The following is a 23,948-nucleotide window of genomic DNA, read 5'->3' on the forward strand; positions in this document are numbered from 1 at the left end:
GGCGGCGCAGAAAAATACAGAAGGCAAGGCGAAGGTCCCTCCATTATTTAATTCGCCGTTTTCCATTTACAGACAGACAACCCCATAAAAAGGAGCACGCTGCGCGTGCTCTTTTTTATTGATGGGGCAGGGGTTGGTCGTGCCGATGGAAATCGCTGCAGCCGCATCTGGCAACGCGGGTGGCCGCACGCATCCTGGCCAGGCCCTGGGCACCGGTCCCCGGGACGGAACGCGGTAGCTTTCTGCTCAGCTGCGCGGTGCAGTGATCGTGGGGGCGGTCCCCGGGAACTGCCCGGCGGCGCAACGCGGGCACAGGCAGGATTGGCGGCGCTGGGCTTCGGGGATGGCGGCCAGCGCGTCGGGAGCGATATCGGCGCTCATGCACCAGCAGCTTTCCGGCGCCAGGCCGGCGGTGATGGCGCACTGGTTGCTCTGGCCGCACAGGGGGCAGCGCAGCGGGTCCACGCTGGTGGAAGCGACAGGGGAAGGTGCAGAGAACGCCATGCTGTGCAGTGTAGGGCGGCCAGCCATGGCCAGGGTGCGCGGGGATATGGCTGCGGGTGCCTGCACCGCCCCAATAGCTGGGGCTTGCCCAAACAGATTCAACAGATTCTTGCGTCACCAAGGCCGGTGAGAGCTGCCGATCTGGCGTTGCAGCCTGTCCCTCAGCCACCATGGGGCGGCACCCGAAAGTTCTCGGTGATGCGCTTTTCGGCACGCCGCAGTGCGTCCAGGGCACGGACCGCTGCGGTGCGGGCGCTGCGCTGCAGACAGCCCCCCACGTGGCGGCGGGTCTCCGGTGGTGCAGCAACCGGCTCCGGGAGGAGCGGACAGACAACGGTGGTGGGCGGAGGTTGGTGGGGCATGGACGTGATGTTCCATTCCGCACTACCATCCGTAAAGTTGAATTCAATGAAGCATTGCTGCAGAAATTCTGATGCGTAATCTCAACCTCGACCAGTTGCAGACCCTGATCGCCATTGCCGATCTGGGCACTTTCGCCGCCGCCGCACAGGCACTGCATCTGGCGCCGCCGACGGTGAGCCTGCACATCAAGGAACTGGAGTCCCGCCTGGATGCCGTGCTGTTGCTGCGCGGGCGCCGGCAGGCCGAGTTGACACCAGCCGGTGCGGCGCTGGTGGAGCAAGGCCGCAAGCTGTTGGCGGCGAGTGACGATCTGATTGAGCTGGTGCAGCGCCGTGCCAGCGGGCGCGAAGGGCTGGTGCGTGTGGGCGTGTCGGCCGGCGTCAGCACCCGGCTGCTGCCCTTGATGCTGGAAGCCCTGGGCCAGCGCAGCCCGGGCGTGGAAGTGCGGCTGGAGGCCGAGTGTTCTGCCGACGCCATGCAGCGCCTGCAGGCCGGCACGCTGGATATCGCCGTGGTGGCCGGCCTTCAGCCGGCGATGGCCGACATTGTGCTCACGCCCTGGCGTACCGACGCCATGGTGGCTTTGCTGCCTTCGGCCTGGAATGCACCGGCGCAGATCACGCCGGATTGGCTGGCCGAGCGCCGCTGGGCCTCGTTTGCGCCCGCCACCCAGATGCACGGGCTGATTTCTGCCTGGTTTGGCCAGGCCGGCCACCATCCGCGTCCGTTTCTGACGCTGACCTACCCCGGTGCCCTCAAAAGCCTGGCCGCCGCCAGCCAGAGTGCGGCGCTGCTGCCGCTGGAAGAGGTGGAGGACCAGCGCCATGCGCCGGGTGTGGACATCCGCCCGCTGTACCCGCCGCTGCTGCGCCCCATGGCGGTCGCCCACCGCCGGCTGCCCGTGCCCAACCCGGCGGTGGAGGCGGTGCTGCAGGTGCTGGCGGCGTTTGCCAGCTGAGGCAAGGCAGGTTCTCTATAGCCGCTGGTGTCAGGCGTGCCCGCCGTGTGCGCTGGTGCGGTGCATACCCACCGTCAAGGCTGTTTCGCGGCGGGCCGGTTTGTGCCTGGGGCACCGTCTTTCCACTGCGCACGCAGTGCGGCGCAATGGTCTTCGGCGGGGATGGCCGGGGTGTGGACCAGCCAGTCGCGGTCGCTGACCCGCGTGGGCTCGGCGCCTTGGGCCTGGGCCACGGCCACACCGGTGGTGATATGGGCCGGCAGCCAGGTGGGGATCCCCACCTCCCGCAGCACATGGCCGCGCCCGGCCACGATCAGCACGGTCTTGCCAGGTTGGAGCAAGGCCTTGGCGGTCTGGGCCATGCGCTCGTCCTTGGCCAGCTGGATGCGGGCCATGGGGGTGAGCTGGGCCTCAGGCAGCAGGCCGCAGTGGCCGGTGCGGATGGCATCGCGCTGGCGCTCCCAGGCTTCAGGGGGCAGGTGCTGGTCCCAGTGGGCTTGCTGCATCACGCCCCGCATGGCGCTGCGCGCCAGATTGCCGCCATAGACCGGCACGCCGGCCTGCACGGCGGCCATGACCACGGGGGCATAGCGTTCCCAGGGCCAGCCGGCGGCATTCCATTGCAGTGCGGCCTGGACATCGTTTTCGCTGGGGTTGGCGTCCAGCGCACGGCTGTCCGTGCCGGCATGGGCCATCTCCAGCACCACGGCCGCCAGGCGGCCGTCACGGGCCAGGGCCTGGATGGTGTCGCGCTCCCACTGCTGGTGGGCGGGGGCATCGTGCTGTTCGCCCAGCAGCAGGATGGCGGGCAGGGGCTGGGCACGGTCGAAACGTTCCAGATGCTGCAGCCAGGCCGGGGCATCGAGGGCGTCTGCGGCCAGGGAGGATGGAGGGGGCGAGCGCAGTGCGCCACAGCCGGCCAGGGCCAGCACCGCCGCCGCCAAGGTGGCGCGTGCAAGCTTGTTAATGAGAATGGTTTTCAACTGCATGGGCGCATGGTAGCGGAAGCCATGGGCATTCCCCTGCCCACTCCCCAGAAAAAAAGGCCCCGCAGGGCCTGGCAGTGGATGGCGCCATATGGCACCCGGAAAGCGCGGCGGTCGCCTGGCTTCCCGGGGCAAGGCCCTCATTCGGGTGTGATGCCCGCGGCCTTGATCACCTGGCCCCACTTCTGGGTTTCTGCCGCCTGGAACTGGGCCAGCTCCTGCGGGGTGGTGGTCCAGGGCTCGGAGCCCGACATCTCGAAGAACGATTTGGCGGCGGCGCTGGCCACGGCAGTGGTCAGCAACTGGTTGAGTTTGGTCACCACGGGGGCCGGCGTGTGGGCGGGGGCATAGGCGGCAAACCAGTAGCCCATGTCGTAGCCCTTGACGCCGGCTTCTGCAATGGTGGGTACATCGGGCAGCTGGGTGCTGCGCTTGGGGGTGGAGTAGCCCAGGGCGCGCAGCTTGCCTGCCTTGATCTGCGGGACGCCGGTGGAGACGTCGGTGATCATGAGGTTGATCTGTCCGCCCAGCAGGTCGGTGATGGCCAGCGGGTTGCTCTTGTAGGGCACATGCAGGATGTCCACGCCCGCCAGTTGCTTGAGCATCTCGCCTGCGATGCGGCTGGACGAGCTGCCGCTGCCGAAGCTCAGCTTGCCGGGGTTGGCCTTGGCAAAGGCCACCAGCTCGCCCACGCTCTTGTAGGGCGCATTGGCGGGCACCACCAGCACCTGGCCGCCCTTGCCCAAGCCGCCCAGCGGCGCAAAGTCCTTGACGGGGTCGTAGGACAGCTTTTTGTACAGGTGTTCATTGGCCGCATGCGTGGTGTTGGTGGTGATCAGCACGGTGTAGCCGTCCGGGGCGGCCTTGGCTGCGGCCTGCGCGGCAATCATGCCGCTGGCCCCTCCCTTGTTTTCCACCACCACGGGCTGTTTGGTCTGGTCGGTGATGGACTGTCCCAGGGCGCGGGCCAGCTGGTCGGTGGCACTGCCGGCGGCAAACGGCACCAGCAGGGTGATGGGCTTGTTGGGGTAGGCGCCTTGGGCAAAGGCGCTGGGGGCCAGGGCCAGGGCGATACCGCTGGCCAGCAGGGTGCGGCGAGCGAGGCGGGCCAGGGGGGCGGGATGGGGCAGTGTCGGCATGGTGTGTCTCCTTGGTATGGTTATGAAAGCAGTACGTTGGCGGTCTGCTGCCGCCTAGGCGTCTGTCGGGGGGCCGGCCAGATGCGGCTGCAACTGGGGCAGCAGCGCGGTGGGCACGGCAATGGGCATTTGCAGCACGCGAAAGCACAGGGTCTTGCCGTGGCTGTCGAGGTTGAGGGCATCGTTCACGCCCCCGTCCAGCACATCGTCCAGCACCAGGTTCATGGCCTGCAACCGCGGCAGCACGTGGCGGGTGACCTGGCCCGGCTGGCGGTCGGCAAACAGGGCGCGCACGGCGTCTGCGGTGACCTGGGCATGGACCAGTTCCCACAGCGCGGGGTGGTAGGCGATCACGCTGATGTTGGAGCGGTTGCCTTTGTCGCCTGTGCGGCCATGGGCCAGCCGGTACAGCGGCAGGGTGGTGGTGGGCTCAGGCATGGGACAGCTCCGTGGTGGTCAAAGGGGCGGCCCAGGTGAAGCCGGTGGGAATGTGCTGCTGGGCGATGTAGCACGAGGTCAGCCCCAGCCGCTGGCGCATATGGGTGCGCACGCCACCGCCGCCGGCCGGGCCGCAGCAGTACAGGGCATTCACCTCGCGCGGCAGGCGCAGGGCGGCCGCGTGCTCGGCATGCTGCCAGGCCATGCGCAGGCGCACATCCTGGCTGGCCTGCTGCAGGTCGGCGCCTTCCAGCCAGCGGCTGTGGTCATCGCCCCACACGCTGGTCACGCCAATCAGGTCGGTGCGCAGGGGGGCGATATGGCCCAGGCGCTGCTGGATGGTTTGCCCCGCCAGGCGCGCACGCTCCGCGGCACGGGGGCCGGCGTAGGAGATTTCGGCCTCGGCAAACCAGCCGGTGGCGTAGCAGACATTGACCTTGAGCGTGTCGGGGCGGGCATGGCCTTGCACCCCCTGCAGGCGCACCCGGTCCGGGCCGACGGCGATGACTTCTGAGGTGCTGATGTCGGCCACCACATCGGGGGTCAGGTACTGCGCCGGGTCGTGGATTTCGTACAGCAGCTGTTCCTTGACGGTGGCCGTGGTGATGCAGCCGCCGGTGCCCTGTGGCTTGAACAGCGTGCAGTGCCCCTCGGCATCCACCTCGGCAATCGGGTAGCCCAGGCGGTCCATGCCCGGCACGTCCTTGTAGCCGGGGTCGGCAAAGTAGCCCCCGGTGACTTGCGTGCCGCATTCCAGCAAATGGCCGACCATGGTGGCGCGGCCCAGGCGGTCCCAGTCGTCCCAGGCCCAGCCGTAGTGGGCCATGACGGGGCCCACCACCAGGGAGGGGTCGGACACCCGCCCGCAGACCACGATCTCGGCCCCGGCCTGCAGCGCTGCCGCAATGGGCTGTGCGCCGATGTAGGCATTGGCGCTGACCAGCTCCTGTGCGGGCATGCGCTCGGCCAGGGCGGCGGTCAGCAGCGGGCGGTGTGCGGGCGCGCTCAGGTCATCGCCATACACCACCGCAATGCGCGGCGCGCGGATGCCCAGCTCCTGCGCCAGGCGCTGGATGGCGCGGGCCGCCGCTGGCGGGTTGGCCGCGCCAAAGTTGCTGACGATGCGGATGCCGTGCTGCAGGCAGTCGGCCAGCACGGGACGCAGGAATTCGGGCATCAGCGGCTCGAAGCCGGCTTCCGGGTTGCTGCGGCGGGCCAGCTGGGCCAGTGCCAGCGTGCGCTCGGCCAGGGTCTCAAAAATCAGCACCGCCGGTTGCTGCTGGCGGATCAGCTCTTGCACCACGGGGCCGGCGGCATCGATGCGGTCGCCCGAGAAGCCGGCGGCGCAGCCAATCAGCAAAGGGGCGGGAGGGGGCGTAGCGGGTGTCATGGAATCTCCTGTAGACCACTATAGGAAGCGGCATCTAAGCTGTGAAATCGATAGTTGAGATGAATTGATTTGGAATGCAGATGAATCTTTCGGCGCGGGACATCCAGGCCTTTCTGGCGCTGGCCGAGGTGAAGAACTTCACCCGCGCCGCTGCGCGCTGCCACCTCTCCCAGCCTGCGTTCAGCGCCCTCATCAAGGCGCTGGAAGACAGCGTGGGTCTGCGCCTGTTCGATCGCAGCACGCGCCATGTGCTGCTGACCCAGGAAGGCGAGCGCTTCTTGCTGTCGGCCCAGCGCATTGCGGCCGAGCTGGACGACTGCGCCCGCGCCATGCGCGACACGGCCCAGCTGGCGCGCGGCCATGTGGCGGTGGCGCTGCTGCCGTCGCTGGCGGCGGGGTGGCTGCCGCAGGTGCTGGCGCAGTTCATGTCCCAACACCCGGGGGTGGAGCTGGCGGTGCACGATGTGCTGTCCGAGCCCTGCATTGCCGCCGTAGCCCAGGGCGATGCCGACTTTGCCCTGGCGGCCATCCGCGCCGATACGCCGGAGCTGCAGGCCGAACCGTTTTGCCGCGACGACTTTCACCTGGTGTGCCGCACCGACCATCCGCTGGCCGCCCAGGCGCAGATCCGGGTGGGCGATCTGCAGCCCTGGCCGTTTGTGCACCTGGCCCGGCACAGCAGCGTGCGCCAGTACCTGGATGCCGCACTGTTTCCGCAAACCCTGCGCACCCTGGTGGAGGTGGAGCAACTGGCCACGGTGATGGGGCTGGTGCAGGCGGGCCTGGGCATCAGCGTGGTGCCGGCGCTGTCGCTGTTCCACTTTGACAAACCGGGCCTGTGCACCCGGCCCTTGCCGCTGCCCGGGATGGAGCGCCAGATCTACCTGGTGCGCCGGCGCGAGCGCAGCCTGTCGGTGGCGGCCCAGGCCCTGTACCGCCTGATGCTCGCAATGCAGCCGACGTTGGGGCAAGCCTAGGGTCTGTGCTTCGCATGCGCGCATGTCGGCTTGGCCGCGCGAGGATGGGGCAGACCGGTGGCCCCGCGTGCGCAAGGAATGTCAGTCAGGCAACCATGAAAAAAGGCCCCGAAGGGCCTTGGCTTTGCGCTGCGCGGGTTCAGTTCTTGCCGTACTGCGGCGAGCGCGGGCCGTACAGCAGACCGTTGGGAGCACCCACCGCGAGCAGGCGGTTGGTGGCCACTCCCGCCATGGGGTGGGCCGCATCGGTGGCGGAGTTGATGATCTGGTTGACCAGGGCCGTCACCAGCATGCCGATCAGACCGCCACCGGAGTTGTTGCCGCCTTCCTGGTTGGAGGCGGATGCACGACCGTCCCACAGCTGCTCGCCGGTGCGCAGGTCGACGAGGCGGGCCTCGACGCTGACCACCGTGGCACTCTGGATTACCTGGTAGGTGGTGCCGTACTTGGTCACGCGGATGTACAGCGCGGCATCGGCGCCGAAGATTTCCTTGAGCTTGGGCGTCGGCACTTCGTGGATGTCACCGGCGATTTCCAGGCCGTTCTGGCGGAAGGTTTCACTCACCAGCGTGACAGGCATCACGTAGTAGCCGGCCTCGGCCAAAGGCAGGGTGGCCTGTGACAGCACGCTGGCGCTGGCCTGGACTTCGGGGGCGTCGTTGACCGGTGGGAGCACCAGAATGGAGGCCGGCTTGGCGGCGCGGTAGGCGCTGTAGTCCTTGGTGGGGGCTGTGACACAGCCGGCCAGCCAGGCGCTGGTGGCCAGCAGGGCGCCCCATTGCAGGGCGCGGGAAATCCGGGGGAAGCGCATATCAGTTGCCGTTCTTCTTCAGGTTGCTGACCAGGTAGTTGATGTAGGGAGCCGACTCGGGAAACTGCTGTTTCTCCTGTTCCCAGGCGGCCAGGGCCTGGTCGGTGCGGCCGGTGTTCAGGTACAGCAGACCGAGGTGGGCCTGGTAGCCGGGGGGCAGGTGTGCATCCTTGCCGGCGGTTTGTTGCACGCCTTTTTCCAGCTCCAGGATCTGTTCTTCCTGTGCCGGCCCATCGCTCTTGAGGTAGCTGTAAACCTGCGTCTGGTAGCCGTTCCAGCTGTAGAGTGGCTTGGGTGCGGACACGCAGCCCACCAACAAGGCAGTCAGGGCCAGGGCGCTGCCGGTACGGATGGCCGAAGTGATCTTCATGGCGTGCTCCTTCAACGCTGCGCCGAGAGGGCAGGCAGTGCGCCGGCATCCACGGCTTCGCCCAGACGGTCCACGGCTTCGCGGATGGCCAGATCCAGCACCTTGCCGTTGAGGGTGGAGTCATAGCTGGCGGTGCCGCCGAAGCCGATGATTTCGCGGTTGGAGAGCTGGTATTCGCCTGCGCCTTGCACGGAGCGCACCACTTCCGAGGTGCGGATGTTGACAATGTTCAGTGTGACCTTGGCGTAGGCCGTCTGGGTCTTGCCGCGGCCCAGCACACCGAACAGCTGTTTGTCGCCGACTTCCTTGCGGCCGAATTCGGAGATGTCACCGGTGACCACATAGTCTGCGCCCTTGAGCTGCTGGGTGGCGCCCTGGATGGCCGCTTCCTGCTTGATCTCGGCCATGTTGTCCCGGTCCAGCACATTGAAGCGGTTGGTCTGCTGCAGATGGGCCATCAAAATGGTCTTGGCCTGGCTGCCCAGCCGGTCCGCGCCGTCAGAAAACGCACCACGCAGGTAGCTGGAACGGTTGTCGAACTTGCCCACGGCAATCGGGCTGCGCGGGCCGTGGTAGCTGCGGGTGGCGCTCTGGGTCTGGGTGGCGGCCACGGCCTGGGAGGTTTCGGTTGCGCAGCCGGTCAGCACCAGCGGCGTGGCCACGACAGCGGCCAGGAAAGTCAGTTGGAAAGAGCGCATGTGATCGTGCAGGAATAAAAGAAATGAATTCTGCGCGTATGTAACAGCAAGATACTTTTAACTGGCTGACAAGATGTACGCAGAACGCAAAAAAGCGGCACCCAAAGGTGCCGCTTTTGCGCCATGTCATACGGCAGTGGCGAATGCGCGCTGCCGCCGGGGGAAGTCCTTATGCGCCGGCCTTGACCTTCAGACGCCAGGCGTGCAGCAGGGGTTCGGTGTAGCCGGAAGGCTGTTCCACGCCCTTGAACACCAAGTCCAGGGCCGCCTGGAAAGCGGCGCCGCCGGGGTTGGCGGCCAAGCTCTTGTAGCTGGCGTCGCCGGCATTCTGGCCGTCCACCACCTTGGCCATGCGGGCAAAGGTGTCACGCACCTGCTGCTCGGTCACCACGCCGTGCAGCAGCCAGTTGGCGATGTGCTGGCTGGAGATGCGCAGCGTGGCGCGGTCTTCCATCAGGCCCACGTTGTGGATGTCGGGCACCTTGGAGCAGCCCACGCCGGCGTCGACCCAGCGCACCACATAGCCCAGGATGCCTTGCACGTTGTTGTCCAGCTCCTGCTGCTTTTCGGCGTCGGTCCACTTAGGGTCCTTGGCCACGGGGATTTGCAGCAGATCGGCCAGGATGTTGTCGCGCTCGGTGTCGGCACTGGTCTTTTCCAGTTCCTTCTGCACATCGGCCACGCTCACCTGGTGGTAGTGCAGGGCGTGCAGCGTGGCGCCGGTGGGCGACGGCACCCAGGCGGTGTTGGCACCGGCCTTGGGGTGGCCGATCTTCTGCTCCAGCATGGCCTTCATCAGGTCGGGCATGGCCCACATGCCCTTGCCGATCTGGGCGCGGCCGCGCAGACCCATGGTCAGGCCCACCAGCACGTTGTTGCGCTCATAGGCGGCCAGCCAGGCGGAGGACTTCATGTCGCCCTTGCGCACCATGGGGCCGGCTTGCATGGCGGTGTGCATCTCGTCGCCGGTGCGGTCCAGGAAACCGGTGTTGATGAAGGCCACGCGGGCGGGGGCGGCGGCGATGGACGCCTTCAGGTTGACGGAGGTGCGGCGCTCCTCGTCCATGATGCCCAGCTTCACGGTGTTGGCCTTCAGGCCCAGCAGCTGTTCGACGCGACCGAACAGCTCGTTGGCAAAGCCCACTTCCACGGGGCCGTGCATCTTGGGCTTGACGATGTAGACACTGCCGGTGCGGCTGTTGCGGATGCCGTTGGCACCGTGGCCCTGCAGGTCGTGCATGGCGATGGCGGTGGTCACCACGGCGTCCAGGATGCCTTCGGGAATTTCCTTGCCTTCAGCACCCCACAGGATGGCCGGGTTGGTCATCAGGTGGCCCACATTGCGCAGGAACATCAGCGAGCGGCCGTGCAGCGTGACCGGCTGGCCGTTGGCGCCCGTGTAAGTGCGGTCGCCGTTCAGGCCGCGGGTCAGCGTCTTGCCGCCCTTTTCGAACGATTCGGTCAGCGTGCCCTTCAGAATGCCCAGCCAGTTGCTGTAGCCCAGCACCTTGTCTTCGGCGTCCACGGCTGCCACGGAGTCTTCCAGGTCCAGGATGGTGGACACGGCGGCTTCCACGACCACGTCGGACACGCCGGCGGCGTCGGAGCTGCCGATGGGGGTGGACTTGTTGACGATGATGTCGATGTGCAGGCCGTGGTTCTTCAGCAGCACCGAAGTGGGGGCTGCGGCATCACCCTGGAAGCCGATGAACTTGTCCGCGTCCTTCAGGCCGGTCTTACTGCCGTCCTTGAGGGTGACGACCAGCTTGCCGCCTTCGACGGCGTAGGCCGTGGAATCGGCGTGCGAGCCCGCGGCCAGCGGCACGGACTGGTCCAGGAAGTTGCGGGCGAAGGCGATGACCTTGGCGCCGCGCACGGGGTTGTAGCCCTTGCCCTTTTCTGCGCCGCCTTCTTCGCTGATGGCGTCGGTGCCGTACAGCGCGTCATACAGGCTGCCCCAGCGGGCGTTGGCGGCATTCAGTGCGTAGCGGGCGTTCAGAATGGGCACCACCAGCTGGGGTCCGGCGATCTGGGCCAGTTCGGCGTCCACGTTTTCGGTGGTGGCCTTGGCGTCCTTGGGGGACTCGACCAGGTAGCCGATCTGCGTCAGGAACTGCTTGTAGGCCGCCATGTCGGCGATGGGGCCGGGGTTGGCCTTGTGCCAGGTGTCCAGCTCGGTCTGCAGGCGGTCCCGCTCGGCCAGCAGGGCGGCGTTCTTGGGGGCCAGGTCACCCACCAGGGTGCTGAAGCCCTTCCAGAAGGCGTCCTGTTCCACACCGGTGCCGGGCAGCACTTGTGTGTTCACAAAGTTGTACAGCTCGTTGGCCACTTGCAGGCCGTGGGCGTTGGTGCGTTGGGTCATGGAAACCTCGTGGGCAGAAAACAAAACAAAGCGGGCCGGAAACAGCCCACCAGGATAGGTGCTGGGTACACTGTATTAGAAATAATTCGGTTAATAAACCGACCGAATATGTCAAAACCAATGACTTTTTTGCAAAAGTGACGCATGCTGCGCACCAGCGTGGGGCTGCGGGCCTTTCTGCCACGGTGGCAGCGCTGTAGCAATATCTGTTTGGATCGCTGTGCGTGCAAGGACCGCAGGCGCAAGCGGCCGATTCCATGGCAAGGCGTGGAGGGGCCGCCACGCTGCGGGCTTGCACCAGGCACTGTGACTGCACCGGGGTGTATGGACAAACTCAAAGCCTTCGAATCCTTTGTTTCCGTTGCCACCAAGGGCAGCCTGACGGCTGCGGCCAAGGCGGAAGGGGTGGCGCCCGCCATCATGGGGCGGCGCCTGGACGCGCTGGAAGAGCACCTGGGCGTGAAGCTGCTGGTGCGCACCACGCGGCGCATCAGCCTTACACACGAGGGCAGTGCTTTTCTGGAGGACTGCCAGCGGCTGCTGTCCGATGTGGCCAACGCCGAGGCCAGCGTGTCGGCCGGCGGCGTCAAGGCCACCGGGCATTTGCGCGTCACGGCGCCGGCCGGCTTTGGCCGCCGCCATGTGGCGCCGCTGGTGCCGCGTTTTCACGATCTGCACCCCGAGGTGACGATTTCGCTGAACCTCAGCGACCGCGTGGTGGACCTGGCCGGTGAAGGCTATGACTGCGCGGTGCGCGTGGGCGATCTGCCCGATTCTTCCCTGGTCAGCGTGCGCATGGCCGACAACCGGCGCCTGTGCGTGGCCACGCCCGCCTATCTGGCGCGCTACGGCACGCCGCGCCACCCGGGCGAGCTGGCGCAGCACCGCTGCCTGACGCTGTCCAGCGATGCCTCGCAGACGCGGGGCTGGGCGTTTCGCATGCCGCAGGACAGTGGCAGCAGCGAAGTGGTGCACATCAAACCCGGGGGACCGCTGGATTGCTCCGATGGCCAGGTGCTGCACGACTGGTGCCTGGGCGGCTGGGGCATGGCCTGGCGCAGCACCTGGGAGGTGGAGACCGAGATCGCCGCCGGCCGGCTGGTGGCGGTGCTGGAAGCGTTTGCCGCCCCCCCGAATGGCATTTACGTTGTCTTTCCTCAACGCAAACACATGCCGCTGCGCGTGCGGCTGTGGATCGATTACCTCAAAATGCACTATGAGCGCCCGGAGTTCTGGCGCGAGGGAGTGAATCCATGACCCTGGAAGCTGTACTGGCCGCCATCCACATCGTGGCCATCCTGACCCTGGTGGTGTTCCTGAGCAGCGAGGCGGCCCTGTGCCGTGCCGAATGGATGAATGCCGCCGTGGTGCGGCGCCTGGCGCGGCTGGACCTGATCTACGGCATTGCCGCCGTGGTGCTGCTGCTGTCCGGCGTGGCGCGGGTGCTGTGGGGGGCCAAAGGCATGGGCTGGTATGTCAGCCAGCCGCTGTTCCACCTGAAGATGACGCTGTTTGTGCTGGCGGCGCTGATGTCCATCAAGCCCTCCATCGACTTTCGCCGCTGGGCCAAGGCCTTGCAGGCCGAGGGCAGCCTGCCGCCGGAAGAGGCCGTGCGCCGCACGCGCCGCTGGATCATGTGGCAGTCGCACCTGATTCCGGTGATCGCCGTCATCGCGGTGTTCTGGGCGCGCGGCTGGTGAGTGCGCGGCGCTGCTGAAAAGGCCGCTTCAGAGCGGCCTTTTCACTGCCGGGATGGGCGGGCGCCGGTGGTGCGTGCTGGCGCAGGTCAGAACGTGCCGCGCAGGGTCAGCGTCGCATTGCGCGGGGCACCGTAGTAGCTGCCGTTGCGGGTGCCGCCAATGGCCGTCCAGTACACGCGGTCGGTCACGTTGGCGATGTTCAGGGACGCTGTCCACTGGCGGTTGATGCGGTAGGCGGCACGCAGGTCCAGCACGGCGTGGCCGGGGTTTTGCACCGTGTCCACATAGGCATTGCTTTGTGCGGCCAGGCTGGCGCCAATCTTCCAGTCCGACCATGCATCCGGCAAGGTGTAGCTGGTGGACAGGCGCAGCAGATGGCGTGGCGCATCGGACGCCAGGGACTGGCCTTCCGCATTGCGCGTGCTCAGGTAGGTGTAGCCTGCGGCAACGTCCCAGCCCCTGGCGATGCGGCCACCGATTTCGGCATCGAAGCCCTTGCTGCGCAACAGGCTGGCGTTGCGGTAGCAGTCGTTGGTGGTGATGCCGGGGCACAGGCCTTCATGGTCGCGGTCGTAGACGGCGACATTGCGCTTTTTGATGTTGAACACCGACAACGCCACGTTCAGGCGGCTGTCCATGAGTTCGCCCTTGATACCGGCTTCGTAGTTGGCGCCGATGGCAGGCTTGAGCTGCTGCCCTTCGAAGTTGGCGTACTGCGATTGCGGCTCGAAGGTGCTGGTGTAGCTGGCATACACCGACCACTGCGGGCCGAGGTCGTACACCAGACCGGCATAGGGCGTGAACTGGCCGCTTTGCCGGTAGTCATTGGTCAGCGCGCCCGTGAAGTGGTCGTTGGAGCGGAACTTGAACCAGTTGAAGCGCCCGCCCAGGTGCAGGTGCAAGGGATCGGCCAGCTGCAGGCGGGCGCTGGCGTAGATGCCCAGCAGGCTGGAACGCTCCTTGAGCCCAAAGTCATACACCGGCGTGGCTGGCTCGGGAATCAGGTCGTGGTTGAAGTGGAACAGGTCGATCGGAATGCGCTGGCCGGCAGTGAACGACTGGGTGAAGACGTCCTGCTGCTTCCAGCTGGTGCCGAACATCAGCTTGTGCACCCCGCCCCATGCCTGGAAGCTGCCGCTGACATGGGCGTCCAGCCCACTGGCATCGATATCGCGGTCGGTGAATTCCGTGCCCAGAAAGTACGCACCCAGATTGGTGGCAGGGTCGACTGCGCCGCGTGCCATGCCCAGTTTCTGGGTGACCGTGGTCTTGTTGCGGTTGAGCGTGAGCTTGCCCACCCAGTCGCCGGCAAAGTGTTTTTCCAGTTCGGCAAACACTTCGTCCACCTTGGCATCGTGCCGGTTCCAGCGCTGGCCCAACGAGGTGGAGCGCGGCAGGCCCAGCGACGCGCCGGTGGTGTAGCTGGGCAGGCCGAAGATGGCATAGCCATCGATGCCCACCTGCTCATGGCGGTAGCCCACGGTGAGCTTGGTGCTGTCGCCCAGGTCCGCATCGATCACGCCGTAGAGCATGGGAGCCTTGCTGTGGGCCAGATCGTAGAAATACTTGCGATCGGTATAGGCGGCCACCACCCGGCCGCGCACGGTGCCAGCCTCGTTGAGCGGGCCGCCGGCATCGATCTCGCTGCGGTAATTGCTCCACGAGCCAATGCTTTGGGCCACTTCCAGGTGTTTTTCGCTGCGCGGGCGCTTGCGCACCATGTTGACCACGCCGCTGGGGTCGCCAGCGCCGACCACCAGGGCGCCGGCGCCGCGCAGCACTTCCACACGGTCCAGGATGGCGGTGTCCATGGGCACCCAGCCCGTGGGGCTGTAGCTGGCGCCGCCCACACCGTCGAGCAGGTAGTTGCTGTCGGGAATCTCATAGCCGCGCATGGTGTAGACATGGGCGCCATAGTTGCGCTGCGACTTGGATGTGCCCGTGGTCTGGGCGATCACATCTTCCACGGCCACCAGATGCTGGTCTTCCATCTGCTGGCGCGTCACCACGGTGACCGATTGCGGCGTCTCGCGGATCGACTGCGGCATCTTGCCAATGGAGAGGGCGTGCGTGGTGTAGCTGCCGGTGTGCTCGGTCGCCAGGCTGCGCTCCCCCTGGGCGGTCACACGTACTTCCCCCAGGGAGACATCACTGCCCGATGCCGTGCCGGCACCGGAGGCCGGTTTGCCGGCTGGCGCTGCGCGCAGCCCCCAGCTGCCGTTGGCCATGCGCACCAGTTCCAGTCCGCTGCCGACCAGCGCAGCCTGGGCCGCTTGCTGCAGCGTGTAGCGGCCCTGCACGGCAGGGGAGGCGCGACCGCGGACCAGGGCGGCATCGATGGAGATGGTCTGCCCGCCCTCGGTGGCGATGCGCGCCAGCGTGACCCCCAGGGGCTGGGCGGGGATGTCGAAGCTGCGGACCTCGGCATCGGCAGAGATTGTGGAGGCCTGGGCCTGCACGGCGGGGGCGGCACAGGCCAGCAGCAAGGCGGTGGCAAGCACGGTGGGGCGCAGGGCGCGGGGTGGCAGCGGGGTGAACGGGGTGGCGCGTCGCATGGCGGGTTCCGGTGAAAGGTCACAAACAAAAAGGCTTTCACCGGATGTGCAACGAGCCGCCGAAAGTGCTACCGCCTGCCTAAAAAAAGTGCGGATCACGACGCATGTGTATGTGGCCGCCTGCCGGGCCTTACGCCAGGGCGATGCGCACCAGCCACCCCCCTGCCTGGTGGTGCACCACCACGGGCAGCGTCTGGGCGATGGCGGCCAGGGCATGGTCGGTGTCATCCAGCGGGTAGCTGCCGTAGACCTGCAGGGCGGCGGCCGCATCGGTGATGCGGATGAAACCGCGCCGGTAGGCGCGCAGGGCCGCAACGACCTCGCCCAGCGGGCGGTCGTGCACCTCCAGCTGGCCGCGCTGCCAGGTGGCGGCGGTGGACGCGATGTGGGGGGCGGCATCGATGCCGTCCGGACCGAACCAGGCCGCCTGGCCCGGTGCCAGTGCCTGTTGTGCGCCCTGGGGCGTGCTCAGCTGCAGCGGCTGTTCCAGCGCCACGGCCAGGCTGCGTGTGGTGTCCAGGCGCATCAGCATGCGCGCCTGCACGCCGGGCTCCACCTGGAGCTGGCCGTGCGGGCCGCGCAGGGCAAAAGGGGTGCTTCCCGCCGTGACCTGGGCAATGGCCTCCCCTGCCTGCAGCGCCACGCCGCGCACGCCTGGGGTGTGCAAGGGGTTGGCGGCCGAGCGGGCATTGAGCAGCAAGGTGCTGCCGTCCGCCAGGGCAAACTCGCGCCGCTGGCCTGTACCCGTGCACCACGCGGCCAGCATGTCCTGCAGGGGCCAGCAGCGGTCGGCCAGCAGCGCGCCGCCGGCCGACAGGCCGCCCACGGCCAGCGCGCCGCGCAGCAGACGGCGGCGCTGGACCAGGCGCCGGCTGCTGTCGTGCAGCGTGCCGTTGATGACCTCGGCCTGGCCGGGGTGGCGCTGGTTCAGCGCGTGTGCTTGGGTGAACAGGCCTTGGACCGGTCCGGTCAGTTGCTCCCAGGCCTGGCGGTGGGCCTGGCTGCCCTGCAGCCAGTGCTCGAAGGCCTGCTGCTCGGCCCCCGTGGTGGCGCCGGAGCGCAGCACCACCAGCCATTCGATGGCGGCTTCGGTGACGGGATCGAGCGTGCGCGCCGTTACCTTGGCCCTCATAGCGTGGCCAGCGTGCAGGCGCGCCAGCCCTGGGCCATGTACTTGCGCACCATGCCGTGCGAGACGCCGATCTGCGTGGCGATCTCCTGGTAGGTCAGTCCGTCGAGCTGGCTGAGCAAAAAGGCGTGGCGCGCCTTGTCGCTCAGCCCGTCCAGGGCCTGGGCAATCCGGTCCAGCGATTCCAGCAGCAGGGCCCGGTCTTCGGCAGAGGGCATGTGGCTTTCAGGCAGCTGTTCCAGCACCGCGCAATAGGCCCGCTCCAGATCGCGCCGGCGCCAGAATTCGTACAGCACCCGCTTGGCCACGGTGGTCAGGAAGGCGCGCGGCTGCTCGATGGCAGCCAGGCGCTCGCTGCTGATGACCTGGACGAAGGTCTCGGAGGCCATGTCCTCGGCCTGCGCACGGTTGCGCAGGCGGTCGTGCAGACGGCCCAGCAGCCAGGGGTGGTGGTCGGAGAACAGCGCCTGGGCACGCAGGCGGTCAACGGGAGAGAGCGCAGACATGGACGAGGCGGAGCAACAAAGCCATCAATGAGAATGACTCTTATTATAGATTTTGCACCCCTGATACAGGGGATCGTCCGCCACTGTGGCGGAAAGGCCGCACGTCAAAAAGCCGCCCGGAGGCGGCTGGGGATGGGGCATGGCCCGCAGGCAGCGGGCCGCTGCGTCAGAAGTTGCCGCGCAGGGTCAGCATCACATTGCGGGGATCGCCGTAGTGGCTGCTGTTGACCAGGTTGCCGATCGATGTGTAGTAGCGCTTGTCGAACATGTTGTTGAAGTTCAGCGAAGCCTGCCACTGCTTGTTGATCTGGTAGCGCACATAGCTGCTCCACACCGCGCGGCCCGGGGCCTGGATGCTCACGGTGCCCACCTTGCGGTAGGAGGCGCTTTGCGCATTCACACCGCCGCCAAGGGTGAAGGCACTCCATGCACCGGGCAGCTGGTAGGTGGTCCAGGCACGCAGCATGTGCTTGGGCGTATAGGTGTTGAAGTCCTGTCCCTGGTTGTTGATGTCGCGCTCGTAGGTGTTGCGGTTGAAGGTGTAGCCGGCAAACAGGTTCCAGCCGCGCGCCAGCTCGCCGCTGATTTCGGCGTCAAAACCCTGGCTGCGCACCCGGCCGCCGTCGGTGTAGCAGTAATAGCCGTCGCGGCAGTTCGCACCCGAGGCCAGGTCTTCGGTGGCACGGTTTTTCTGGTCCACGCGGTACAGGGCGAAGGACGTGTTGGCGCGGCCGCCGAAGAGTTCACCCTTCAACCCGATTTCATAGGTGGCACCCTGGATGGGCTTGAGGTTCTGGCCTGCCGCATCCAGTGACCACTGGGGGTTGAAGATGTCGGCATAGCTGGCGTAGGCCGACCAGCTGGAGTTGACCGCGTAGATCAGGCCCGCAAACGGCATGAAGCGGTTGTTGTCCTGCAGCGTGGACGAGGGCGTGGCGACGCCCAGCGTGGTGACGGTGGTGTCCCAGATGGTCCGGTAGGAGGCTGCACGACCACCCACCACCAGCTTGAGCGGGTCGCTCAGCTGCAGGCGCAGCGCACCATAGGCGCCCAGCTGGCGGGACGTGGCCAGGCGGTTTTCGGTGTTGGCGTAGCGGATCTCGGCATCGGTGGGTTCGGTCCGGTAGGGATTGGGCGCAAACACATCGATGGGAGTGAACGGGGTCTTGGAGGCGTAGTCTGTGTCCGCCCGGGTGTGGTTGTAGCTGGCGCCCAGCACCAGCTCGTGCTGGCGGCCGAAAGCCGCGAACTCGCCGGTCAGGTTGGCGTCGATACCCCAGGCTGTCTGGCTGGCATCGGTGATGTTGGCCACGGTGCCGCCCAGTCCGGTGGCGGGGTTGACGGTGCGTTGGGAGGAGGCGTACTTGAGGTAGACGTCTTCCTGCACATGGATGGCCGAGACCTTGGCGCGCCACTGGTCGTTGAACTGGTGCGACAGGTCGGCGTAGATGGTCTGGGTGCTGTTGTCCTGGCGGTTCCAGCTGGCGCCCAGGTAGGTGGAGCGCGGCAGGCGGATGTCGCTGCCGTCGCTGTAGCGCGGCAGGCCCGAGATGAAGGGCCGTCCCTTGAAGGTTTCGTAGCTGGCGCCGATGCTGACCTGGGTCTGGGCCGAGAGGTCGTATTCCAGCGTGCCGTACAAGGTGGTGTTGCGGCGGTTGACTAAGTCGATGAAGGAGTGTTCGTCTTCCACGTCCAGCACGGCCCGGCCGCGCAGCGTGCCTTCGGCATTCAGCGCGCTGCTGCCATCGATCTGGGTGGCATACCGGTCCCAGGAACCGGCCTTGGCCGTGACGCTGACGCCGCCTTCCTTCAGCGGGCGCTTGCGCGACAGGTTGACGGCGCCGCTGGGGTCGCCACCGCCCTGCAGCAGGCCAGCCGAGCCGCGCAGGATCTCGGCGCGGTCGTAGATGGCGGTGCTGCCGTTGTAGTTGTTGGAGCGGCCGTACAGGCGCTGCACATTGACCCCGTCGTACTGCAGGGTGGCGATGTCAAAGCCGCGCGAGTAAATGTATTTGCCGCCCTGCGGGCTTTGCAGCAAGGTGATGCCCGTGGTGCTGGCCAGGGCGTCGTAGACCGAGGTGGCGTTCTGCTCGTCCATCAGCTGGCGCGTCACCACGCTGACCGACTGGGGAATGTCCTTGAGGGGCTGCTCGCTCTTGCCGATGGTGACGGCGCGAGCGGTGTAGCTGCCGGTGTGCTCGGTGGTGGCGCTGCGTGTGGCCTCGGCGCTCACGCGCACTTCGCCCAGGTTGGGGGCTTCGCCTGCCGCCCGTGGGGCGGGCGTGGACTGCGTGCGCAGCGACCAGTTGCCGGCGCCGGTGCGCACCAGTTCCAGTCCGCTGCCCGCCAGCGCGGCGCGCACGGCCTGCTCGGCGGTGTAGCTGCCGCGCACGGCCGGTGCGGTGCGTCCGCGCACCAGCTCGGCATCCAGGCTGATCTGCTGGCCGCTGTCGGCGGCAATGCGGGCCAGGGCGCTGCCCAGGGGCTGTGCCGGCAGGTCATAGCTGCGGACGGCGGTGGAAGTGGTGGCGGCGGGGCCCGCGGGGGTGGCGGTCTGGGCGTGGGCGCTCAAGGCGCAGGCCAGGGCCGCGGCGGCCAGGGCGCGCAACGGCAGGGGGCAGGGGTGCAGCATGCAAAGGCTTTCGACAAAGGTGGACAAAGGACAAAACCTGAAGGTGTCCATGGCTTGTCGAACAGCCCGCACAAAGTGTTCATTTTTTTGCGCGGGCAGGGTACGGGAAGCCGGTCGGGGGGCATGGCAGCGCTGTGGCTGCGGAGGGTGGGGGCATCCGCAGCCCGCGGGATGCCCGGTTTCTGTTCCGTGCGGCCCTACTCGATCGTCACCAGCCAGCCGCCGAGCGCGCGGTGCACGGTGATGGGCAGGGTCTCGGCCAGCACGGTGAGGGCGCGGTCGGTGTCGTCCAGTGCATAGGTGCCATAGACCTGCAGGGCCGCCGCACGCGGCGCGATGCGCAGCACGCCCGGGCGGTAGGCGCGCAGCGCCTGCACCACCTCGGCCAGCGGCTGGTCGTGCACCTGCAGCATGCCGTGCCGCCAGGCGGCCGTGCCTTCGGGGCTGAGCGTGTCGGCATCCTCGATGTCCGTGGCATTGAAGCGGGCGCTGTGCCCTTCGTGCAACAGGCGCTGCTGGCCGCTGGCGGTGGTGATTTCCACGCTGTGCTCCAGCATGCCCACCAGGCTGGAGGTGTCCTGCAGGCGCACGGTAAAGCGGGTGCCCAGGGCCTGCACCTGGCCATGCACGGTGTGCACGGTGAAGGCCGGGCCGAGATCGGCCCGGGGTGTGGCCTCGGCCAGCAGGGCGCCCTGGCGCAGCCGGACGCGGCGGTGGCCGGGGCGGAAATCCAGGTCCACGGCCGAGCGCGCATCCAGCGTGAGGCGGCTGCCATCGGGAAGCAGAAATTCGCGCCGCTCGCCGGTACCGGTGCGCAGGTCGGCGCTCCATTGCGCCACGGGCTGGTGGCGGTCGGCCAGCCAGGTGGCGCCCACGGCCACGCCGCCCAGGCCCAGGGCCCCGCGCAGCACCTGGCGGCGTTTGCGGGTGCGGGACTCGGCACGGGCCAGGGTGTCGCTCAGCAGGCGCCCGGCGGCGGGCTGCGGTACGCGCAGCCGTTGCAGCGGCGCCTGCAGCTGTTCCCAGGCGGTGCGGTGCTGCGGGTCGGCGTCCAGCCACTGCGCCAGGCGGTTGCGCTCGGGTGCGCCCATGTCGCCGGAATGCAGCTGTACCAGCCAGCCGATCGCGGCTTCGGTGGCGCTGTCCAGTGGGGTACTGGCGCGGCTAGCCATGGCGGGCCGCCCGGGGGACGCCTGCCTGCTGCTGCAGTTGGGCGATGGCAATGCGGCGAAATGCTTCGGTCATGTGGCGGCGCACCGTGCTGTGCGAAATGCCCAGCTGCTCGGCAATGGCATGGTAGGTCAGTCCATCGAGCTGGCTGAGCAGAAAGGTCTGCCGGGCCTTGAGCGGCAAGCCCTCCAGGGCCTGGGCAATGGTTTCCAGCGTTTCCAGCAGCAGCGCACGCTCTTCGGGGGAAGGGGCCAGTTCGTCCTGGCGCTGGGCCAGGGCTTCGAGGTAGGCGCGCTCCAGCTCGCGCCGCCGCCACAAGGTGAACAGCAGGCGCTGGGCAATGGTGGTCAGAAACGCGCGCGGTTCGTCGATCCGCATCGGCTGCGGCGCAGCGACCACCCGCAAAAAGGTTTCAGACGCCACGTCCTGAGCCTCGGCCGTGTTGCGCAGCCGGGCCTTCAGCCGGGACAGCAGCCAGGGGTGGTGCCCCGCGAACAGTTGCTGGGCCTGCTGCATGGGGTCGAACGGCGGATGCGGCGGGGACATGCGGGCGATTCTATTCTTGAATGAGAATGATTGTTATTTGTTTGGTGTGGTGTAGTGGCATCGCCACGGTGTGCGGGGGAATGGCACGCTGGCGGCGCCCCGTGGCGGTCAGCGAAGTTTTGTGAAAATGTAAAAAGAGGAGCTGTTTGTGTATGTGGCGCAAGGGCGGATGCCGCTTTTCGGGGCGTTTCAGCGGGCCCCGGCTCCCTCTGCCCGGCCCCTGGCCGACAGCACGGCCTCAAGGGTGTGGCCACGGGCCGCCGGCAAGATATGGGCAGCCACGTAAAATCCCCCGATGCTTTCCGTCAAACAGGATTTGCTCGCAGCCCTGGCTGCCGAGCTCGAAACACTTTCGCCCGGCGCCGGCGCCCGCGCCGCATTTGAAAACCCCAAGGTGGCAGCCCATGGCGACTTCGCCTGCACGGCGGCCATGCAGCTGGCTAAGCCTCTGAAGGCCAATCCCCGCGCACTGGGCGAACAGCTCAAGGCCGCGCTGGAAGCCACGCCCGCGTTCCAGCAGTGGGTGGATGCGATCGAGATCGCCGGTCCTGGCTTTCTGAACATCCGCCTCAAGCCTGCTGCCAAGCAGGAAATCGTGCGCGAAGTGCTGGCGCAGGGCGCCCGCTTCGGCTTCCAGGCCGACCGTGGCGAGAACGTCCTGGTCGAGTTTGTCTCCGCCAACCCCACCGGCCCGCTGCACGTGGGCCACGGCCGCCAGGCGGCGATTGGCGATGCCATCAGCAATCTGTATTCCACCCAGGGCTGGAAGGTGCACCGCGAGTTCTATTACAACGACGCGGGCGTGCAGATCGACACCCTGACCAAGTCCACCCAGCTGCGCGCCAAGGGCTTCAAGCCCGGTGACGAATGCTGGCCGACCGACAGCGAGAACCCGCTGGCCAAGAATTTCTACAACGGTGACTACATTGCCGACATTGCCCAGGCGTTCCTGAACAAGGAAACCGTCAAGGCCGATGACCGCGAGTTCACCGCCAACGGCGATGTCGAGGACTACGACAACATCCGCAACTTTGCCGTGGCCTATCTGCGCAACGAGCAGGACAAGGATCTGCAGGCCTTCAACCTCAAGTTCGACGAGTACTACCTCGAATCGAGCCTGTACCAGAACGGCCATGTGGAAGACACGGTCAAGCGCCTGATCGAAAGCGGTCACACCTACGAGCAGGACGGGGCACTGTGGCTCAGGTCCACCGACTACGGTGACGACAAAGACCGCGTGATGCGCAAGACCGACGGCACCTACACCTACTTCCTGCCGGATGTGGCCTACCACATCCAGAAGTTCAAGCGCGGTTACGGCAAGGTCGTCAACATCCAGGGCACCGACCACCATGGCACGATCGCCCGTGTGCGCGCCGGTCTGCAGGCGGCCAATGTCGGCATTCCCCAGGGCTACCCCGACTATGTGCTGCACACCATGGTGCGCGTGGTGCGCAATGGCGAGGAAGTGAAGATCAGCAAGCGTGCCGGCTCGTATGTGACGCTGCGCGATCTGATCGAGTGGACCAGCAAGGACGCGGTGCGCTTCTTCCTGCTCTCGCGCAAGCCCGACACCGAATACACCTTCGACGTCGATCTGGCCGTGGCCCAGAACAACGACAACCCGGTGTACTACGTGCAGTACGCCCATGCCCGCATCCAGTCCGTGCTGCGCGCCTGGCAGGAAGCCGGCGGCGCGGGCGTGCCTGCGCTGGAGAAGGTGGACCTGTCCGCGCTGGAAGGTCCACAGGCCCAGGCACTGATGCTGCTGCTGGCCAAGTACCCCGAGATGCTGAGCGCCGCCGCCGCAGGCAATGCCCCGCACGACGTGACCTTCTACCTGCGCGATCTGGCCTCCAGCTACCACAGCTACTACGACGCCGAGCGCATCCTGGTGGACGATGAAGCGGTCAAGCTGGCGCGTCTGGCCCTGGTCGCCGCCACGGCACAAGTGCTGCACAATGGTCTGGCGGTGTTGGGCGTGTCCGCGCCCGAGCGTATGTAAGCATTGACTCGCAAAACTATGAAGACCAAGCAACGTGGCGGAACCCTGATCGGGCTGATCCTGGGCATCATCATCGGCCTGGGGGCCGCTCTGGCAGTGGCGGTCTATGTGACCAAGGTGCCGGTGCCCTTCCTGACCAAGACCCCCAAGGACACCGAGGCCAAGGAAGCCGAACGCAACAAGAACTGGGACCCGAACTCGCCGCTGTACGGCAAGAACCCGGCCAACCAGACGCAGACGCAACCGGTGACCCAGCAGCCCGTGGCGCCCACTGCGCCGCCGGTGGCCACGCCCACCACGCCACCGACCAGCGGCCCTGCCACGGGTGTCAGCACCCCGCCGGCCACACCACCGGTGCAGGACGCCAAGAAACCTGACGGCAAGGCCTCTTCGGCCGACCCGCTGGGGGACCTGGCCAACCAGAAGCTCAAGCAGTCGGAAGCCAAGGCCGCCGCTGCCTCGGGTTCGGACGGTTTCGACTACTTTGTGCAGGCGGGTGCCTTCCGCACCCAGGCCGACGCCGATGCCCAGCGCGCCAAGCTGGCCATGCTGGGCTGGGAAGCCCGCGTGAGCGAGCGCGAGCAGAACGGCCGTACCGTGTTCCGGGTGCGGGTGGGTCCGTTCGGCAAGCGTGATGACGCCGAGCAGCTCAAGGGCAAGCTCGACGGCGCCGGGGTGGATTCGGCCCTGGTGCGCGTGCAGCGCTGAC

General features: G+C 67.1%; 22 protein-coding genes. 6 read left to right on the forward strand and 16 right to left on the reverse strand.

All coding sequences use genetic code 11. The annotated features are described in order from the left end of the window. Positions 1-246 precede the first annotated feature (246 nt). Positions 247-504 (reverse strand): cysteine-rich CWC family protein, encoded by a 258-nt coding sequence (locus QM470_RS20125; RefSeq protein ID WP_283340496.1) that lies wholly within the window; start codon positions 502-504, stop codon positions 247-249. Between the two features lie 161 nt (positions 505-665). Further along, on the reverse strand, positions 666-866 hold the full coding sequence (locus QM470_RS20130) for a hypothetical protein (RefSeq protein ID WP_283340497.1): 201 nt from the start codon (positions 864-866) through the stop codon (positions 666-668). Positions 867-937: 71 nt separating this feature from the next. Here QM470_RS20130 and QM470_RS20135 point away from each other — a divergent pair, with 71 nt between their 5' ends. Further along, the gene (locus QM470_RS20135) at positions 938-1,825 is read left to right on the forward strand and encodes a LysR family transcriptional regulator (RefSeq protein ID WP_283340498.1); all 888 of its coding nucleotides are present in this window, start codon (positions 938-940) and stop codon (positions 1,823-1,825) included. A 74-nt stretch (positions 1,826-1,899) separates the two neighbouring features. On the opposite strand, the gene QM470_RS20140 is transcribed toward QM470_RS20135, so the two are convergent. The 4 genes from QM470_RS20140 to QM470_RS20155 form a co-directional block, all read right to left on the reverse strand. Next, positions 1,900-2,814, reverse strand: coding sequence for a ChaN family lipoprotein (locus QM470_RS20140; RefSeq protein WP_283340499.1), 915 nt, complete (start codon positions 2,812-2,814; stop codon positions 1,900-1,902). 137 nt (positions 2,815-2,951) lie between these two features. After that, positions 2,952-3,950: a Bug family tripartite tricarboxylate transporter substrate binding protein gene (locus tag QM470_RS20145; protein ID WP_283340500.1), complete on the reverse strand. Its 999-nt coding sequence runs from the start codon at positions 3,948-3,950 to the stop codon at positions 2,952-2,954. Between the two features lie 54 nt (positions 3,951-4,004). Next, complete coding sequence (locus QM470_RS20150; RefSeq protein ID WP_283340501.1) at positions 4,005-4,388, reverse strand: AtuA-related protein; 384 nt, start codon at positions 4,386-4,388, stop codon at positions 4,005-4,007. Continuing rightward, a complete protein-coding gene (locus QM470_RS20155) occupies positions 4,381-5,778 on the reverse strand; it encodes an acyclic terpene utilization AtuA family protein (protein WP_283340502.1) in 1,398 nt (465 codons plus the stop codon). Before QM470_RS20155 ends, QM470_RS20150 begins: the two co-directional genes overlap by 8 nt. Before the next feature lie 80 nt (positions 5,779-5,858). On the opposite strand from QM470_RS20155, the gene QM470_RS20160 reads away from it, so the two are divergent. After that, positions 5,859-6,755, forward strand: a complete 897-nt coding sequence (locus tag QM470_RS20160) for a LysR family transcriptional regulator (RefSeq protein ID WP_283340573.1) — start codon at positions 5,859-5,861, stop codon at positions 6,753-6,755. 139 nt (positions 6,756-6,894) lie between these two features. On the opposite strand, the gene QM470_RS20165 is transcribed toward QM470_RS20160, so the two are convergent. The 4 genes from QM470_RS20165 to QM470_RS20180 form a co-directional block, all read right to left on the reverse strand. Continuing rightward, complete coding sequence (locus QM470_RS20165; RefSeq protein WP_283340503.1) at positions 6,895-7,566, reverse strand: DUF799 domain-containing protein; 672 nt, start codon at positions 7,564-7,566, stop codon at positions 6,895-6,897. A gap of 1 nt (position 7,567) precedes the next feature. Beyond that, on the reverse strand, positions 7,568-7,936 hold the full coding sequence (locus tag QM470_RS20170) for a DUF4810 domain-containing protein (protein WP_283340504.1): 369 nt from the start codon (positions 7,934-7,936) through the stop codon (positions 7,568-7,570). A gap of 11 nt (positions 7,937-7,947) precedes the next feature. Beyond that, positions 7,948-8,634: a CsgG/HfaB family protein gene (locus QM470_RS20175; protein WP_066541495.1), complete on the reverse strand. Its 687-nt coding sequence runs from the start codon at positions 8,632-8,634 to the stop codon at positions 7,948-7,950. Between the two features lie 169 nt (positions 8,635-8,803). After that, positions 8,804-10,996: a malate synthase G gene (locus QM470_RS20180; RefSeq protein ID WP_283340505.1), complete on the reverse strand. Its 2,193-nt coding sequence runs from the start codon at positions 10,994-10,996 to the stop codon at positions 8,804-8,806. A 324-nt stretch (positions 10,997-11,320) separates the two neighbouring features. Between QM470_RS20180 and QM470_RS20185 the strand changes: the two genes are divergently transcribed. After that, a complete protein-coding gene (locus tag QM470_RS20185) occupies positions 11,321-12,253 on the forward strand; it encodes a LysR family transcriptional regulator (RefSeq protein ID WP_283340506.1) in 933 nt (310 codons plus the stop codon). Then, positions 12,250-12,696 carry a DUF2214 family protein gene (locus tag QM470_RS20190; protein ID WP_283340507.1) on the forward strand — a complete coding sequence of 149 codons (447 nt, stop codon included), beginning with the start codon at positions 12,250-12,252 and terminating at the stop codon, positions 12,694-12,696. The genes QM470_RS20185 and QM470_RS20190 overlap by 4 nt, the downstream gene beginning before the upstream one ends. Positions 12,697-12,782: 86 nt before the next feature. On the opposite strand, the gene QM470_RS20195 is transcribed toward QM470_RS20190, so the two are convergent. The 6 genes from QM470_RS20195 to QM470_RS20220 form a co-directional block, all read right to left on the reverse strand. Beyond that, a complete protein-coding gene (locus QM470_RS20195; RefSeq protein ID WP_283340508.1) occupies positions 12,783-15,251 on the reverse strand; it encodes a TonB-dependent siderophore receptor in 2,469 nt (822 codons plus the stop codon). 130 nt (positions 15,252-15,381) lie between these two features. Beyond that, positions 15,382-16,383, reverse strand: a complete 1,002-nt coding sequence (locus QM470_RS20200) for a FecR family protein (protein ID WP_283340509.1) — start codon at positions 16,381-16,383, stop codon at positions 15,382-15,384. Next, a complete protein-coding gene (locus QM470_RS20205; protein ID WP_283340510.1) occupies positions 16,380-16,886 on the reverse strand; it encodes a sigma-70 family RNA polymerase sigma factor in 507 nt (168 codons plus the stop codon). Before QM470_RS20205 ends, QM470_RS20200 begins: the two co-directional genes overlap by 4 nt. Before the next feature lie 166 nt (positions 16,887-17,052). After that, positions 17,053-19,518, reverse strand: a complete 2,466-nt coding sequence (locus tag QM470_RS20210; protein ID WP_283340511.1) for a TonB-dependent siderophore receptor — start codon at positions 19,516-19,518, stop codon at positions 17,053-17,055. 197 nt (positions 19,519-19,715) lie between these two features. Then, positions 19,716-20,690: a FecR domain-containing protein gene (locus tag QM470_RS20215; protein ID WP_283340512.1), complete on the reverse strand. Its 975-nt coding sequence runs from the start codon at positions 20,688-20,690 to the stop codon at positions 19,716-19,718. Next, positions 20,683-21,234, reverse strand: coding sequence for a sigma-70 family RNA polymerase sigma factor (locus tag QM470_RS20220; RefSeq protein ID WP_272971707.1), 552 nt, complete (start codon positions 21,232-21,234; stop codon positions 20,683-20,685). Before QM470_RS20220 ends, QM470_RS20215 begins: the two co-directional genes overlap by 8 nt. A 295-nt stretch (positions 21,235-21,529) precedes the next feature. Between QM470_RS20220 and argS the strand changes: the two genes are divergently transcribed. Beyond that, entirely contained in the window at positions 21,530-23,239 is a 1,710-nt protein-coding gene (gene argS / locus QM470_RS20225; protein WP_272971708.1) for an arginine--tRNA ligase, read from the forward strand. Positions 23,240-23,257: 18 nt separating this feature from the next. Then, positions 23,258-23,947: an SPOR domain-containing protein gene (locus QM470_RS20230; protein WP_218334068.1), complete on the forward strand. Its 690-nt coding sequence runs from the start codon at positions 23,258-23,260 to the stop codon at positions 23,945-23,947. Position 23,948 lies beyond the last annotated feature (1 nt).

Origin of the sequence: Comamonas sp. 17RB, assembly GCF_030056555.1 — a bacterium.
Taxonomy (GTDB): domain Bacteria; phylum Pseudomonadota; class Gammaproteobacteria; order Burkholderiales; family Burkholderiaceae_C; genus Comamonas; species Comamonas terrigena.